At 70.6% G+C, this 16593-nt stretch carries 13 protein-coding genes and 1 riboswitch; of the genes, 11 read left to right on the top strand and 2 right to left on the bottom strand.

What is annotated here, in order from left to right:
• Positions 1-243 precede the first annotated feature (243 nt).
• Positions 244-867 carry a SurA N-terminal domain-containing protein gene (locus OG753_RS18210; RefSeq protein ID WP_327262818.1) on the top strand — a complete coding sequence of 208 codons (624 nt, stop codon included), beginning with the start codon at positions 244-246 and terminating at the stop codon, positions 865-867.
• Positions 868-937: 70 nt separating this feature from the next.
• Positions 938-1960, top strand: coding sequence for a nucleoside triphosphate pyrophosphohydrolase (locus tag OG753_RS18205; protein WP_327262817.1), 1023 nt, complete (start codon positions 938-940; stop codon positions 1958-1960).
• Between the two features lie 27 nt (positions 1961-1987).
• On the opposite strand, the gene OG753_RS18200 is transcribed toward OG753_RS18205, so the two are convergent.
• Positions 1988-3193, bottom strand: a complete 1206-nt coding sequence (locus tag OG753_RS18200) for a globin domain-containing protein (RefSeq protein WP_405789192.1) — start codon at positions 3191-3193, stop codon at positions 1988-1990.
• Positions 3194-3314: 121 nt separating this feature from the next.
• Here OG753_RS18200 and OG753_RS18195 point away from each other — a divergent pair, with 121 nt between their 5' ends.
• From OG753_RS18195 to OG753_RS18155, 9 genes are all read left to right on the top strand, one after another.
• A complete protein-coding gene (locus OG753_RS18195) occupies positions 3315-4604 on the top strand; it encodes a cytochrome P450 (protein WP_405789190.1) in 1290 nt (429 codons plus the stop codon).
• Between the two features lie 88 nt (positions 4605-4692).
• Positions 4693-5703, top strand: coding sequence for a transglycosylase family protein (locus OG753_RS18190; protein WP_327262814.1), 1011 nt, complete (start codon positions 4693-4695; stop codon positions 5701-5703).
• Positions 5704-5982: 279 nt separating this feature from the next.
• Positions 5983-6155: riboswitch (cyclic di-AMP (ydaO/yuaA leader) on the top strand.
• Positions 6156-6157: 2 nt separating this feature from the next.
• Positions 6158-6871: a transglycosylase family protein gene (locus tag OG753_RS18185; RefSeq protein WP_327262813.1), complete on the top strand. Its 714-nt coding sequence runs from the start codon at positions 6158-6160 to the stop codon at positions 6869-6871.
• A 291-nt stretch (positions 6872-7162) separates the two neighbouring features.
• Positions 7163-8443, top strand: coding sequence for a phosphopyruvate hydratase (gene eno / locus OG753_RS18180; protein ID WP_030763520.1), 1281 nt, complete (start codon positions 7163-7165; stop codon positions 8441-8443).
• 99 nt (positions 8444-8542) lie between these two features.
• A complete protein-coding gene (locus OG753_RS18175) occupies positions 8543-9031 on the top strand; it encodes a septum formation initiator family protein (protein WP_327262812.1) in 489 nt (162 codons plus the stop codon).
• A 56-nt stretch (positions 9032-9087) separates the two neighbouring features.
• On the top strand, positions 9088-9639 hold the full coding sequence (locus OG753_RS18170; RefSeq protein WP_327262811.1) for a DUF501 domain-containing protein: 552 nt from the start codon (positions 9088-9090) through the stop codon (positions 9637-9639).
• The gene (locus OG753_RS18165) at positions 9636-10577 is read left to right on the top strand and encodes an exopolyphosphatase (protein ID WP_383201518.1); all 942 of its coding nucleotides are present in this window, start codon (positions 9636-9638) and stop codon (positions 10575-10577) included. Before OG753_RS18170 ends, OG753_RS18165 begins: the two co-directional genes overlap by 4 nt.
• Before the next feature lie 390 nt (positions 10578-10967).
• On the top strand, positions 10968-12353 hold the full coding sequence (locus OG753_RS18160) for an NAD(P)/FAD-dependent oxidoreductase (protein WP_327262809.1): 1386 nt from the start codon (positions 10968-10970) through the stop codon (positions 12351-12353).
• A gap of 169 nt (positions 12354-12522) precedes the next feature.
• Positions 12523-13932: a class I SAM-dependent methyltransferase gene (locus OG753_RS18155; RefSeq protein ID WP_405789186.1), complete on the top strand. Its 1410-nt coding sequence runs from the start codon at positions 12523-12525 to the stop codon at positions 13930-13932.
• 66 nt (positions 13933-13998) lie between these two features.
• On the opposite strand, the gene OG753_RS18150 is transcribed toward OG753_RS18155, so the two are convergent.
• Complete coding sequence (locus tag OG753_RS18150; protein WP_405789184.1) at positions 13999-16551, bottom strand: ABC transporter permease; 2553 nt, start codon at positions 16549-16551, stop codon at positions 13999-14001.
• Positions 16552-16593: the final 42 nt, after the last annotated feature.

Below are 16593 nucleotides of genomic sequence, written 5' to 3'. Positions count from 1 at the left end.
GGTTGCCCCGGGGTGGCCAACGGCCGATCCGGTCGCCGCCCGGGTCGCGGGGTCCCCAGGATGGGTGACGGATGGCGCGGCGGGCACGCCGGTGCGGGCCGACTCGCTTATGAACGGTGCGTGTTCGGTCCGCGCGCGAATCGTTGGTCGAACCGGTGGTCCGGATCACCGTGACCTCATAACATCGATCACCGCACGGCCCTTTGTGCACCGACGCACAATCTCCCGGCCCTGGAGGCTCCTTTGCACCGTCGCACAGCGCTCTCCGTCTCCACCGCCCTGCTCGTGGCGGCGCCCTTGCTGTCCGCCTGCTCGGGCGAGCCGCGTCCCGGCACCGCGGCCGTCGTGGGCGGCGAACGCATCACCACCTCCTCGCTCCAGGCGCAGGTGAACGACGTCCGCGCGGCGCAGAACCGTTCCGGGCAGGCCGCCGCCGAGCTCATCGCGAGCACCCCCCACCTGGAACGCCAGAAGCTCGACGCGGCCCTCCAGAGCCGGATCATCGACAAGATGGCCGACACCGCCGGGCTCACGGCCACCCAGAAGGACATCGAGGACGAACGCAGGACCCGCGCCGCCGAGAGCGGCGGGAACGAGCAGTTCGAGGCGGTCCTCCTGCACAAGGGCGCCATGGCCCCCGCCCAGGTCGACCGCTTCCTGCGGGACCAGGTGCTCTTCGCCAAGCTCACCGCCAAGTACGGAGCGGGGAAGCTGGAGGAGCCCGCCCGGGCCGCCGTGAAGGCCCTGCACATCGAGGTGAACCCGCGCTACGGGGCCTGGGACGCCAAGGAGATCAGGCTCGGCGGCGGGGAGACGCCCTGGATCACCCAGCGGACCCGGCCCGAACAGCCCCCTGCCGGAGCCTGAGCACCCGGAAGTCCGCCGGTCCGCCGGTCCCCCGGGCCGTGGGCCGGCGGATCGGAGGTAGGTTCGGAGGGTGACCGACCACTCCGAACCCACCACCGCGGCCGCCGGCGAGCCCACGGGCCGCATCGTCCTGCTGACCACCAGCCACCGGGTCGCCCCCGGCGTACTGTCCTGGCCGGCGTGGCAGACCCTGCACGCCGCGGACCGGGTGCTGTGCGCCGACCCCGGTCACCCGCAGCTGCCGTACCTGGCGGAGGCGGGCGTCGAGGTCGCGTTCGAGAGCCCGGACGCGCACGCGCTGGTCGAGGCCTGCGCGGGCGGCCGTACGGTCGTGGTGCTCCCGGGCGGCGAGGGCGACCAGCGGCTCACCGACGGACTGGCCCGGCTGGCCGGCTCGGGCCGGGTCTCCATGCCCGATCTGGAACTGCTGCCCGGCTCGTACGATCTGCCGGGCGCGCGCCTGCTCGACCTGGTCCAGGTGATGGACCGGGTCCGGCGCGAGTGCCCGTGGACCTCCCGGCAGACCCACCTGGGCCTGGCCAAGTACGCGATCGAGGAGGCGTACGAGCTGGTCGAGGCCATCGAGGACGGGGACCGGGACGAGCTGCGCGAGGAACTCGGCGACGTGCTGCTGCAGGTGGTCTTCCACGCGCGGATCGCCGAGGAGGCCGGCGGGGACGACGAGGACGCGGCCGAGGCCTTCTCCATCGACGACGTGGCCGGCGCCCTCGTCACGAAGCTGATCCACCGGCATCCGCACGTCTTCGGCGACGCGAAGGCCGAGACCCCGGAGGACGTCAAGGCGCACTGGCAGCGCACCAAGGCGGTGGAGAAGCGGCGGGAGTCGGTCACCGACGGGATCCCGGTGGGCCAGCCCGGCCTGGCGCTCGCGGCGAAACTCGCGGGCCGGGCCCGTACGGGCGGCGTGGCCGTGGAGCTGCCCCGCGGCGAGGGCATCGGGTACGAGCTGCTGGCGCTCGCGGCGCGCGCCGAGGCGGAGGGGACCGACCCGGAGACCGCGCTGCGCGCGGCGGCCCGCGCCTACCGGGACGCGATCCGGGCCGCGGAGGGCATCGCCGACCCGGCGCAGTAGCCGCCGGGATGCCCGGAAGGACACCCCCTAGTGCGTCCTCGGGGCGCGGGCCGACGGGTTGTGCCAGTGGGGCGCCGGGGGGTCCAGGAACCATTCGCGGAATCCCAGCGGGCGCTCGGGGTGTCCCTGGCCCCGGGCCGGTACGGAGTCGTGGAAGAGGTGGCCGGGGACGGCGCCCAGCTCCCGGAGGAGGTGGGCGGTCTCGTCGATGAACTGCGGCGGACCGCTGAGGTAGACGTCCTGGTCGGGCCACAGGCCCCGGTTGCCCAGCGCGGTCGCGAGCCGGTCGGTGGCCTGGTTGCGGTGCTGCCCGGGGGCGGGCGCGATGTAGGTGACGGCGAGCCAGCCGCATTCGGCGGCGTACGCGTCGATGAGCGGGCGGTCGTAGAGGTGCGCGCCGTCCCGGGCCACGACGAAGAGCCGTACGTCCTGATCGGGGGGATGCTCCGCGAGATCCTCCAGCATGGCCCGGATCGGCGCCCAGCCCGTGCCGGCGGCGATCAGGCTGGCCGGGCGGTCCCCGCGGCGGAAGGTCAGCTGCCCGCCGGCGGCGCCGAGCCGCAGCACGTCGCCGGGCAGCGTCTCGCGGACGAGGGCGGTGCTCAGCCGCCCGTGGTCGATCCTGCTGACGTGCAGGTCGACGGTGCCGTCGGGGCGGGGGGCGTTGCCGATGGAGTACGTGCGCCAGACCGTCGGGAGGCGTTCGCTGCTCACGCTCGTGTACTGGCCCGGGAGATAGGGGAAGGGCGCGTGCGGCCTCAGTGTCAGGACGCCGATGTCCGGCCCGTACGTGAGGTGGCGCACGACCTCCGCGTCCCACCACGGCGGGTCCTCGCTCGCGTCGGCGCCGGCCGTCATCGCATCGGCCATCACCTGGTACGCCTCGGCCCAGGCCTTCTCGACCGACGGGGTCCAGGCGGCGCCGGAGGTCTCCGCGAGCGCGGCGAGCAGGCTGGCGCCCACGGCGGCGTAGTGCTCGGGGCGGACCAGGAACTTGCGGTGGTCGCGTCCCAGGTCCCGCAGATAGGGGCCGATCGTCTCGTCGTCGAAGTGGGTGATCACGTGGGTGAGCGCGGCGAAGAGCCGGTCCCGCTGGCGCTCCATGTCGTGGAGGGAGTCCGGGAAGAGGGCACGGACTCCGGGGTTGTGCCAGAACAGGTGGGAGTAGAAGAACTTGACGGCGTGCTCGGCCCGTCGCTCCACCACCGCGAAACTGCTCTTCAAGATCCTCACATCCACAAGACCGAAAGTAGGAATGTCACAGAAGGCCACGTCAAGGGATGGACGATCTACGGACAGCCGCGACGAACGACCCATATCGGATGGGAGCTCGGCGCCGGGATACGGTCATCAGGTGCACGAGCAGACCTCCGAAAACCCCGCCGACACCCCTTCCGCCGAGGGCCCCACCCTCTTCGACTGGGAGTTCGCGACCGACCCCTACCCGGCCTACGCCTGGCTGCGCGAGCACTCCCCGGTGCACCGCACGAAGCTGCCCAGCGGGGTCGAGGCCTGGCTCGTCACCCGGTACGCCGACGCCCGCCAGGCCCTCGCCGACCAGCGGCTCAGCAAGAATCCGGCGCACCACGCTGAGCCCGCGCACGCCAAGGGCAAGACCGGGATCCCCGGCGAGCGCAAGGCCGAGCTGATGACGCACCTTCTCAACATCGACCCGCCGGACCACACCCGGCTGCGGCGGCTGGTGTCGAAGGCGTTCACCCCGCGCCGGGTCGCCGAGTTCGCCCCGCGGGTGCAGGCGCTCACCGACCACCTCATCGACGGGTTCGCGCAGAAGGGAGAGGCGGATCTCATTCACGAGTTCGCCTTCCCGCTCCCCATCTACGCCATCTGCGAGATGCTCGGCGTACCGCGCGAGGACCAGGACGACTTCCGCGACTGGGCGGGCATGATGATCCGCCACGGCGGGGGCCCGCGGGGCGGGGTCGCCCGGTCGGTCAAGCAGATGCGGACCTATCTCGGTGAACTCATTCACCGCAAAAGGGATGATCTGGGCGACGACTTGATCTCCGACCTGATCCGGGCGAGCGATCACGGTGACCATCTGACGGAGGGCGAGGCCACCGCCATGGCCTTCATCCTGCTCTTCGCCGGCTTCGAGACCACCGTGAACCTCATCGGCAACGGGGTCCACTCCCTCTTCATGAACCCCGGGCAGCGCGAGCGCCTCCAGCTCTCCCTCGCGGCCGGCGAGAGCGGACTGCTGGCCACCGGGGTCGAGGAACTGCTGCGCTACGACGGTCCCGTGGAGCTGGCCACATGGCGGTTCGCCACCGAGCCGCTGACCCTCGGGGGCATGTCCGTCGAGGTCGGCGACCCGGTCCTGGTCGTCCTCGCCGCCGCCGACCGGGATCCCGAGCGGTTCGCGGACCCGGACACCCTCGACCTCTCACGGAGCGACAACCAGCACCTCGGATACGGTCACGGCATCCACTACTGCGTGGGTGCCCCGCTCGCCCGGCTCGAAGGACAGACTGCGCTCGCGACTTTGCTGACGCGCCTGCCCGATCTGGAGCTCGCCATTCCGCCCCAAGACCTGCGCTGGCGTGGGGGGTTGATCATGCGAGGGCTACGTACTCTTCCCGTTCGGTTTACAGCTCAAAACACTTCAGCGACATCTGATTAAAAGTCAGATCCAGCTTGAACTTGTGACAATCGTTCGAAGGCCGCTAGGTTCTGCCGTTACCCCGCTGTTATGCGAAAGGTGCACCTACATGCGTTCCGGGAACGGCCGCCACAGACGCCCCCGCCAGGTCCCCGCGCTGGTCGTCACAGCCGGAGTCACTGGCTCCGCGCTGGCTCTGCCGCTGCTAGCGGCAACCAGTGCCACCGCCGCCGACACGTCCACATGGGACAAGGTCGCCGAATGCGAGAGCGGTGGCGCCTGGAGCGCCAACTTCGGCAGCGGCGCCTACGGCGGACTCCAGTTCACCCAGGAGGAGTGGCAGAGCGCCGGCGGACTCGACTTCGCCGAGCGCCCCGACCTCGCGAGCCGGTCGCAGCAGATCGCGGTGGCCGAGCGGGTGCTGGGTTCGACGGGCCCGCAGGCCTGGCCGCTGTGCGCGGCCTCGGCCGGACTGGACCGGCAGAGCCCCGCCGCACAGGTGGACCCCGGTCTGCCCGGCGGCAAGGGCCCGCTCGCCCCGGCGCCGGCCCGCCCGGACGACGCGGTTCCGTCCACCAAGGGCGGCAAGCCGTCCACGGACTACGGGTCGCCGACCCCGAGCCCGTCCGACACCCCGTTCCTCATTCCCGACGCCCCGTCCATCGGACTGCCCGTCATGCCCGCGCCGGACGTCCCGACGACGCCTCCCGTCGACCCGACGCTCCCGGGCACCACGCCGGCCCCCGTCGACCCGACGGCCCCGACGCTGCCGGTGGACCCGACCGCGCCCACGACCCCGCCCGTCACGCCCGGACTGCCCCCGGTCTCCCCGACGGACCCTGCGGCTCCCGGGGCTCCGGAGACGCCCGAGACCCTGGGTGCCACTCCGGGCGTGGGCAACGGCAAGCACCGCGGTGCGCCTGCACCCGAGTCGGCGGGCCCCTCTGACGTCTCGTCGAACCCCACGTACACGGTCCAGGCGGGCGACAGCCTGGCGACCATCGCGGTTGCCAAGGGCGTAAAGGGCGGCTGGAACGGTCTCTACGAGGCCAACGAGCAGGTCATCGGTGAGGACGCCAACCTGATCAAGCCCGGCCAGAACCTGGATCTAACCACGTAATAAGGACAGTTCAGTTATCCGGAAAGGGTCGAATGTCGGTTTTCGTCAAGTGAGACATGCGTCTCTTCCGGTCAACTGGCGTGTCTCTCCGCGGGGCTTCCGCAAACACCGCCCTCACCTGCGCAAACACCTCTGCGGGGAGCGCAAGTAGGGGCCGTTTCTCCCCGATGTTCCTCGTTGAACATCGGGGAGAGACCTGTCTACCTTCTGAATCGCTCGCCACCGCGAGCTCCTTCGACCGCATCGCCGAATCCTGCCGGCGGACGGGGGGAACAGTCGTCGCGTCAAGCGCCGAAGGCAGGAGCGGGGGAACCAAGGTAGGTGCCGGGAGCGGCCGTTGAGAGACGGTCACGCCACCGGCTAGGGGTTAAGACGTGCGCTAGGTCGCACGGCCGGGCAACTCACTCGCCCGAACCCGACAGCTCACCTCGTAGGCGTCGGTGAGGAGAACTCCATGCTGCTTTCCGGCAAGGGCAAGCACCGTCGCGGTACCGCCATCGAGCGGTCCGTCCGCATCGTCACGCTCGCCGGTGTCGCCGGTGTGGCCGTGGCCGCCCCGCTGATGGCCGCGGGCACCGCCAGTGCCGCCACCACGTCCGAGTGGGACAAGGTCGCGCAGTGCGAGTCCGGTGGCAACTGGGCCATCAACACGGGCAACGGCTACTACGGCGGCCTGCAGTTCTCGTCCTCCACGTGGGCCGGCCACGGCGGCAAGGCGTACGCCCCGCAGGCCAACCAGGCCACCAAGGCGCAGCAGATAGCCGTCGCGGAGAAGGTCCTCAAGAACCAGGGCAAGGGCGCCTGGCCGCACTGCGGCAAGGGCCTGTCGAACGCCGCCAACAACGGTGGCGGCACCGGCACCCCGGCGTCGAACAAGCCGCAGACGAAGCCGCAGCCGAAGCCGAAGACCGAGAAGAAGACCGAGACCAAGGCCGCGCCGAAGACCGAGCGCGCCGAGGCTCCGGTCACCCGCTCCGAGCGCACCGAGGCTCCGGCCGCGCCGAAGACCGGCAACGGCTCGTACGAGGTCAAGCCGGGCGACACCCTGGGCACCATCGCCGAGACCAACGGCGTCAAGGGCGGCTGGGAGAAGCTCTTCGAGCTGAACAAGGACATCGTCTCGGACGCCGACCTGATCTTCCCGGGTCAGAAGCTCAAGCTCAGCTGAACATTGCGGCAAAAGCCGCAAAACCCTGTGCAGGACGTCCTCTGACTGTGTGCAGGATGCCCACCGCCCGGCGCATGCTCCACGCGCCGGGCGGTGCTGTTCCCGGCCTCCGTGGGCCGATGATCAAGGGGCTATGTCCCGGAAGAGGGGTATTCGGTCCCTTTTTCGTCCCAGGGTCCGGGCGGTCGGCCGGTCGAGTGCCCGGAGCCGGTTAGGCTCTAGGCGGCAAGGCCATCCCACGGCCTGACACGCCACCGCACACCCAGCGTCACATCCCAGAAGGAGATGCTCGTGCCGTCCATCGACGTCGTCGTAGCCCGGGAAATCCTGGACTCCCGAGGCAACCCCACGGTCGAGGTCGAGGTGGGCCTCGACGATGGCAGCACCGGCCGTGCTGCAGTTCCGTCCGGCGCCTCCACCGGTGCATTCGAGGCCATCGAGCTCCGTGACGGTGACCCCGACCGTTACTTCGGCAAGGGTGTCGAGAAGGCCGTCCTCGCCGTCATCGAGCAGATCGGCCCGGAGCTCGTCGGCTACGACGCCACCGAGCAGCGTCTGATCGACCAGGCCATGTTCGACCTGGACGCCACCGACAACAAGGGCTCGCTCGGCGCCAACGCCATCCTCGGCGTGTCCCTGGCCGTCGCGCACGCCGCGTCCGAGGCCTCGGACCTTCCGCTCTTCCGCTACCTCGGCGGTCCGAACGCGCACCTGCTGCCCGTTCCGATGATGAACATCCTCAACGGTGGGTCGCACGCCGACTCCAACGTGGACATCCAGGAGTTCATGATCGCCCCCATCGGCGCGGAGTCCTTCTCCGAGGCGCTGCGTTGGGGTGCCGAGGTCTACCACACCCTCAAGAAGGTCCTGCACACCAAGGGCCTCTCCACCGGCCTGGGTGACGAGGGCGGCTTCGCCCCGAACCTGGAGTCGAACCGCGCCGCGCTCGACCTCATCATCGAGGCCATCAAGCAGGCCGGCTACACCCCGGGCACGGACATCGCGCTCGCGCTCGACGTCGCCGCGTCCGAGTTCTACAAGGACGGCCAGTACGAGTTCGAGGGCAAGTCCCGCTCGGCCGCCGAGATGACCGACTACTACGCCGAGCTCGTCGAGGCGTACCCGCTCGTCTCCATCGAGGACCCGCTGTTCGAGGACGACTGGGACGGCTGGAAGACCATCACCGACCGCCTCGGCGCGAAGGTCCAGATCGTCGGTGACGACCTGTTCGTCACCAACCCGGAGCGTCTGGCCCGCGGTATCGAGGAGGGCTCCGCGAACGCCCTGCTCGTGAAGGTGAACCAGATCGGTTCGCTGACCGAGACCCTGGACGCCGTCGAGATGGCCCAGCGCAACGGCTTCAAGTGCATGATGTCCCACCGCTCCGGTGAGACCGAGGACGTCACCATCGCCGACCTCGCCGTCGCCGTGAACTGCGGTCAGATCAAGACCGGCGCCCCGGCCCGCTCGGACCGCGTCGCCAAGTACAACCAGCTGCTGCGCATCGAGGAGATCCTCGACGACGCCGCGGTGTACGCGGGCCGCTCCGCCTTCCCGCGCTTCAAGGGCTAATCACCCCCCTGAGGGGCTGGCCTCCGTACGTCCCCGCACTCGGTCCCGTACCGTGTGCGGGGACGTATTGCGTAGTGCGTACCTAGGGGAGGCGGACCAATGGCCGGGAACCGGGATCGGTTCTCCACCTTCTCCACCGCGACCAGGCTCAAGCAGCTCGGTGAGCGGACCGCCGCCCACGTCTACCGGTCGCAGTCGCGGCGTCAGGTCCGCCGCAGCCGGCTCACCGGCCGTGCCGCGCTCCTGGTGCTCGTCCTCTGTACGCTGGTCGTCGCCCTCGCGTATCCGATGCGTCAGTACGTGTCCCAGCGCTCGGAGATCGCGGAGCAGCAGCGGGCCGCCGCGACCGCGCGGGAGCGCCTGGAGCGGCTCCGCGACGAGAAGGCCCGCTGGCAGGACGACGCCTACGCGGAGCAGCAGGCGCGCAAGCACCTGCACTTCCTGCGCCCGGGGGAGATCGGCTACATCATGAGCGACCCCGGGGCCCAGCCCCCACAGCCGAACCGGACCGGCCAGGCCGGCTCCGACCGGCCCTGGTACTCCAACGTCTGGGACGGCGTCGACAAGGCCGACCGCCCCGGCGACTGACCCGTACCGCCGTACCGCAGCACCCATCCACGAGAACGAAGAGACTTCCTCCAGGCATGCAGACGCCCCCGCCCCAGACCGACCGGACCGAGCCGACCGACGCGGACATCGAGGCGTTCGAGCAGCAGCTCGGCCGCCCGCCGCGCGGACTGCGCGCCATCGCGCACCGCTGCCCCTGCGGGCAGCCGGACGTGGTGGAGACCGCCCCGCGGCTCCCCGACGGCACCCCCTTCCCGACGCTGTACTACCTGACGTGCCCGCGCGCGGCCTCCGCGATCGGCACGCTGGAGGCCAACGGCGTGATGAAGGAGATGCAGGCCCGGCTCGCCGAGGACAAGGAACTGGCCGCCGCCTACCAGGCCGCGCACGAGGACTACATCGAGCGGCGCGACGCCATCGAGGTGCTCCAGGGCTTCCCGAGCGCCGGCGGCATGCCGGACCGGGTCAAGTGCCTGCACGTGCTGGTCGGCCACTCCCTGGCCGCCGGCCCCGGGGTGAACCCGTTCGGCGACGAGGCCCTCGCCATGCTGCCCGAGTGGTGGGCCAAGGGCGCCTGCGTCGTGCCGTGCGGTGAGAAGAAGACGGACGACGGGGAGTCGCGGGCGTGACCCGGGTCGCCGCCGTCGACTGCGGCACGAACTCCATCCGGCTGCTCGTGGCGGACTGCGACCCGGCCACCGGCGAGCTGGTCGAGCTGGACCGCCGGATGACCGTCGTCCGGCTCGGCCAGGGCGTGGACCGGACCGGCCGCCTGGCCCCGGAGGCCCTGGAGCGCACCTTCGCCGCCTGCCGCGAGTACGCGGGGGTCATCAAGGAGTTCGGCGCGGAGCGCGTGCGCTTCGTGGCGACCTCCGCCTCCCGGGACGCCGAGAACCGGGCGGACTTCGTCCGGGGCGTCCTGGACATCCTGGGCGTCGAGCCCGAGGTGATCTCCGGTGACCAGGAGGCGGAGTTCTCCTTCACGGGTGCCACCAAGGAGCTCACGGCCCACGAGCACCTGGAGCGGCCGTTCCTGGTGGTGGACATCGGCGGTGGCTCCACCGAGTTCGTGGTCGGCGAGGAGCACGTCCGGGCGGCCCGTTCCGTGGACATCGGCTGCGTCCGGATGACCGAGCGGCACCTGGTGGTGGACGGGGTCGTCACGGACCCGCCGACCGCGGAGCAGGTCGCCGCGATCCGGGCGGACATCGAGGCGGCGCTGGACCTGGCCGCCGAGAGCGTCCCGCTGTCCGAGGCGCGCACCCTGGTGGGCCTGGCCGGCTCGGTGACCACGGTCGCCGGGATCGCGCTGGGGCTGCCGGAGTACCGCTCGTCGGCCATCCACCACTCCCGGATCTCCTACGAGCAGGTCCGCGGGATCAGTGAGCGGATGCTGACGCAGACGCACGCCGAGCGCGCGGCGATCCCGGTGATGCATCCGGGCCGGGTGGACGTGATCGGCGCGGGCGCGCTGGTGCTGTTGGCGATCATGGAACGTATCGGCGCTTCCGAGGTTGTCGTGTCGGAGCACGACATCCTCGATGGAATCGCTTGGTCCATCGCCTGAACGACCTTCGAAGCAGCCTGTGAGGGGCTCTCGGGGCGGTGATCCAAACAAAGTTCGTGAAGTTCTTCACAAGGAAAAAGGGTCTGTTGGGTCGGCGGAGGGGTCCTTGGGGCCCTTCCGGGGGCCCTCAGGCCCTTTTTCCGTCGCGTTCGTGCGATCCGCGGAGGCGACGGGTTCCGCGTCAGAGGTATGGACGAACCCCTGTGGTCCAGTCCGCTTTCGGCCTTGGAGGCCAGTTCAGGACGGGTGAACAACGACTCCGGACACCTCGTGGTTCCCGTCGCGCACCATGACCTCCGTCACGTGGGCGGCGGAGTGTAGCAGAGGGTCTCCCAGTCCTTGTGAAGGGGCTCACGAGCGACACCCCTTTGGGTGCTGGATACTCGTTCCATGAGCACCACGGAGCGTCCCAGGATCCTCGTTGTAGGAGGTGGGTACGTAGGCCTGTACGCAGCCAAGCGCATCATGAAGAAGATGCGCTACGGCGAGGCGACCGTCACGGTCGTCGACCCGCGCTCGTACATGACCTACCAGCCCTTCCTCCCTGAAGTGGCCGCAGGCAGCATCTCGCCTCGGCACGTCGTCGTCCCGCTGCGACGCGTGCTGCCCAAGGCAGAGGTCCTCACCGGCCGGGTCACCAGCATCGACCAGGACCGCAAGGTCGCCGTCGTCACGCCGCTCGTCGGCGAGGCGTACGAGCTGCCCTTCGACTACCTGGTGATCGCGCTCGGCGCCGTCTCCCGCACCTTCCCGATCCCCGGCCTCGCCGAACAGGGCATCGGTATGAAGGGCGTCGAAGAGGGCATCGGCCTGCGCAACCACGTCCTCGAGCAGCTCGACAAGGCCGAGTCCACGACGGACGAGAACGTCCGCCGCAAGGCCCTCACCTTCGTCTTCGTCGGCGGCGGCTTCGCCGGTGCGGAGACCATCGGCGAGGTCGAGGACATGGCCCGCGACGCCGCGAAGTACTACTCCACGATCAAGCGCGAGGACATGCGCTTCATCCTGGTCGACGCGGCCGACAAGATCCTTCCCGAGGTCGGGCCCAAGCTCGGCACCTGGGGCAAGGAGCACCTCGAGTCCCGCGGCATCGAGATCTACCTGAGCACCTCCATGGACTCCTGCGTGGACGGCCACGTGGTGCTGAAGAACGGCCTCGAGGTCGACTCCAACACCATCGTGTGGACCGCCGGCGTCAAGCCGAACCCGGTGCTGGCCCGCTACGGCCTGCCGCTGGGCCCGCGCGGCCACGTCGACGCCCAGCCGACCCTCCAGGTCACGGGCACGGACTACATCTGGACCGCCGGCGACAACGCCCAGGTTCCGGACATGGCCTCCCGCAAGGCCGGCGTCGAGAACGCCTGGTGCCCGCCGAACGCCCAGCACGCGCTGCGCCAGGCCAAGGTCCTCGGCGACAACGTCATCTCGGGCATGCGGGGCTTCCCGCAGGCCGAGTACTCGCACTCCAACAAGGGTGCGGTGGCGGGCCTCGGCCTCCACAAGGGCGTTGCGATGATCGTCATGGGCAAGACGAAGATCAAGCTCAAGGGCCGGCTCGCCTGGTACATGCACCGTGGCTACCACGGCATGGCCATGCCGACCTGGAACCGCAAGATCCGCGTCTTCGCCGACTGGACCCTCGCCATGTTCCTCAAGCGCGAGGTCGTCTCCCTCGGTGCGCTGGAGACCCCCCGCGAGGAGTTCTACGAGGCCGCCAAGCCGGCGCCGGCCCCAGCCGCCGCCGCTGCCCCGGCCGAGAAGGCCAAGGCCTCCTGACCGGTGTGACCGGCCGGACCTGAGCTCCACCGGGTCCAACGGCTTCACCTGTACGACCTGCACGACCCCGAAGGGGCCGCCCGCCATCCGTGGTGCGGGCGGCCTCTTCGGCGTACCCGGGGCCCGGGATGGGTAGACGGAGGGGTCGGAGCTTTTGTGGAGGTGCGCCATGACCGACGCCGCGCCGCGGCTCGCCGTTGTTGCCGAGACTCTGATGGGTGCCCCGCTGCCGGTGCGCGTGCGTGCCTGGGACGGCAGTGAGGCGGGTCCGCCCGACGGTCCCGTGCTCGTGATCCACGACCGCCGCGCCGTGCGGCGGATGCTCTGGAGGCCCGGCGAGCTGGGTCTGGCCCGCGCCTGGGTGGCGGGGGAGCTGACCGTCGAGGGCAGCCTGTTCGACCTGCTGGACCGGGTGGCGGGCCTGCTGTGGGAGCGGGAACGGGAACTGCCGCCCGTCGGCCCCGCCGTCTCCACGGCGCAGGGCGGGCCCGGACGGTTCGCGGCGCTCGGGGGCGCCGTGCGCCGCGCCGGTCTGCCCGCGCTCTCCCGGCTGCCGGGGGCGAAGTGGCGCGATCCCGCCCACCGGGCCGCCGCACGCGAGCTGATCGCCCTCGCCGGACCCCTCCCGCCGCCCGCGCCCCCCGCCGAGGAGGCGGCTTCCCGGCGGACCGGGCCGCGCCACAGCAAGGTCCGCGACCGCCGGGCCGTCAGCCACCACTACGACGTCGGCAACGACTTCTACGAGCGGGTGCTCGGCCCCTCGATGGTGTACTCCTGCGCCTACTGGAGCCCCGGCTCCACCCTGGAACAGGCCCAGCGCGACAAGCTGGACCTGGTCTGCCGCAAGCTCGCCCTGCGGCCCGGGGACCGGCTGCTCGACGTCGGCTGCGGCTGGGGGTCCATGGCGCTGCACGCCGCCCGCGAGTACGGCGTCCGGGTCACCGGCGTCACGCTCTCCCGGGAGCAGGCCGTGTACGCCCGTAAACGGGTCGCCGACGCGGGACTGACCGATGTGGTGGACATCCGGATCCAGGACTACCGGGACGTCAGCGACGGCCCGTACGAGGCCATTTCCTCCATCGGGATGGCCGAACACGTCGGGGCCGACCGCTACCGGGACTACGCCCGCACCCTGCACGCCCTGCTGCGCCCCGGCGGACGGCTGCTGAACCACCAGATCGCCCGCCGCCCGGAGCCCGACGAAGAGGCCTACCGGATCGACGAGTTCATCGACGCCTACGTCTTCCCCGACGGGGAGCTCTCCCCGCTCGGCTCCACGGTCGGCGAACTGGAGCGAGCCGGCTTCGAGGTCCGCGACGTGGAGGCGCTGCGCGAGCACTACGGGCTGACCCTGCGGGCCTGGGTGTCCCGCCTGGAGGAGCACTGGACCGAGGCGGTACGGCTGACCTCCCCGGGGCGGGCCCGGGTCTGGCAGCTCTACATGGCGGCCTGCGCGCTCGGCTTCGAGCGGGGCCGCCTCGGGGTCAACCAGGTGCTCGCGGTGCGGCCCACGGCGTCCGGGGACGCCCGGCTGCCCCTGCGGCTGCGTACGTGGGACGCGGAAGCAGAAACGGTCTAGCACTGCGACGGGAACGCGGAAGGGCCCCAGGCGACGCCTGGGGCCCTTCCGGTGTCCGTGTCGCCGCTACTCCGTCTTGATGGCGGTGAGCATGTTCAGGCGGGCGGCGCTGCGGGCCGGCCACATGGCGGCCAGGACACCGACCACGGCGGCCAGCAGGAGGAAGATGCCGATCCGGTCCCAGGGGAGGATCAGTTCGTAGTTCGGCATGGCCTTCGCCATCGTGGTACCGACCGCCCAGGCGAGGAAGACGCCGATGGCGACGCCCAGGGCCGCTCCGAAGAGCGAGATGACCACGGCCTCCAGGCGGATCATGTTCTTGACCCGGCCCCGGTCGAGACCGATCGCCCGCAGCATGCCGATCTCCTGGGTCCGCTCGAAGACGGACATCGCCAGGGTGTTGACCACGCCGAGCACCGAGATGATCAGCGCCATGCCGAGCAGGCCGTACATGACGTTCAGCATGGTGTTGATCATGCCGCCCATCTCGTTGCGCATGTCCTGCTGGGTGGCGACGTTGATGGCCGGGTTCTTGCCCAGCGCGTCGACGACCTTCTGCTGGCCGGCCTTGGACGCCCCGCCGTCGACGTTGACGTACACCTCGGAGACGGCGCTCTCCTCGCTGTGCTGGGTGAGGATCTTGTCGTCGAGGACGAACGGGGAGAGCAGGCCCTCCATGTCCTTGTAGACCGCGCCGACCTTGAGGGTGCCCTGCTGGCCGTCCTCGTACCGCACGTCGAGCGTGGAGCCGACGGTGAGGTTCTGCTTCGTGGCGGTCTTCTCGGCGACCAGGACCTCGCCCTTGCCGAGGGAGTCCACCGAGCCGCTGACGGTCTCGATGTTCAGCAGCTGGGCGATCGCGGCCGGGTTGACGCCGGAGGCGGACCGGAAGTCCTCGCCGACCATGAAGTAGCCGGCCGTCTGCGGGGAGACCGCCTTGATGCCGGGGGTCTTGGCCAGGGTCTCGGTCACCGACCTGTCGAGGTAGCCCATGCCGCCGGCCATGGAGACCTTGTAGTCGGCCTTGAGCTTCTCGGTGCTCATCCGGTCGACGACCTTGCCCACGGTGATGCCGAGCACCGACAGGGTGGTGACCAGGGTCAGGCCGATCGCCAGGGAGGCGGCGGTGACGGCGGTGCGGCGCGGGTTGCGGACGGCGTTCTGGGAGGCCAGCTTGCCGGGGATCCCGAACACCTTCTGCAGCAGCGGGCGGATGGCCCCGATGACCGGCCTGGACAGCAGCGGGAGCAGCACGATCATGCCGATGAGCATGAAGAACGCGCCCGCGCCGATGGTCATGCGGCCGTTGTCGCCGCCGGTGGACACCCCGAGCAGGACCAGGCCGATGCCGAGGACGCTGATGATCGAGCCGAGGACGTTGCGTACGACCAGCGACTTCGCGGTGGCCGGCAGGTGGGCGCTGCCCATGGCGGCGACCGGGGCGATCCGGCCGGTGCGCCAGGCGGGCAGCAGCGCCGCGACCGTCGTGACCAGGATGCCGATGACCAGGGCCGCGATGATCGTGCCCGGGGCGATCACGAGCTCGCCGCCCGGGAGCTTGGCGCCGAAGGAGCCGATCAGGGAGCGCATGGCGACGGCCAGGCCGACACCGCTGATCAGGCCGACGACGGCGGACAGGGCGCCGACGACCAGGGCCTCCGCGAGCACCGAGCGCATGACCTGACCGCGGTTGGCGCCGACGGCGCGCAGCAGGGCCAGCTCCTTGGTGCGCTGGGTGACCAGCATGGTGAAGGTGTTGTAGATCAGGAAGATGCCGACGAAGAGGGAGATGCCGGCGAAGACGAGCAGCATGGTGCCCATCTGGCCGAGGCCTTCCTCGATGTCCTTGGCCTGCTTCGCGGCGAGCTCGGCGCCCGTCTGCGCCTTGGTGTGCTTGCTGTCGACGAGCGGCTTGATGTCGGCGAGCAGCTTGTCGGCGGAGGTGCCGTCCTTGGCCGCGACCGACATCTCCAGGAAGTAGCCGGGCTTGAGGTAGAGCTCCTGGGCGACCTTGGTCTCGAAGAGCACCAGGCTGCCGCCGGCCTGGACGGCGCCGTCCTCGGTGGTGAAGACACCGGCGAGGGCGTACTCCTTGACCGGGCCGTTGGTGGCGACGCGCACCTTGTCGCCGACCTTGTACTTGCCCGCCTCCGCTGTCGCCTTGTCGAGCGCGACCTCGTCGGCCTTGGCCGGGCCGGCGCCCGCGATGAAGGCGTAGTGCGGGTCCTTGCCGTCCTTGACGGGCGTGTAGTTGGCGCCCTGGTTGGACCAGCCGGCGCCGATCAGCTTGCCGTTCTCGTCGCCCACACCGGCGAAGCCGGTCACGCGCCCGGAGACGGAGTCGACGCCCGGGAGCGCCCTGACCTTGTCGAGGGTGGCCTGGCCGATGCCGGGCTCGCCCTCCTTCTCGCCGTTCTCGTTGCGGCCCTGGCCGTACGAGGTGACGGAGACGGCCACGCCTTCGTAGCTCTTGGCGGACTGGCCGGAGAGGGACTTCTTGAGGGTGTCGGTGAAGACGAGGGTGCCGGAGACGAAGGCGACGCCGAGGGTGACGGCGAGCACCGTCATCAGCAGCCGGGCCTTGTGCGCGAGGACGTTGCGCAGGGCGGTACGGAACATGGGATGTGATTCCTGGGGCTGGAAGTCTGGAGGAGGGCTTCG

It is taken from the genome of Streptomyces sp. NBC_00029, from assembly GCF_045160505.1.
Taxonomy (GTDB): Bacteria; Actinomycetota; Actinomycetes; order Streptomycetales; family Streptomycetaceae; genus Streptomyces.
Note: the sequence above shows the minus strand (reverse complement) of the source record. Positions and strands in the feature narration are given on the sequence as shown.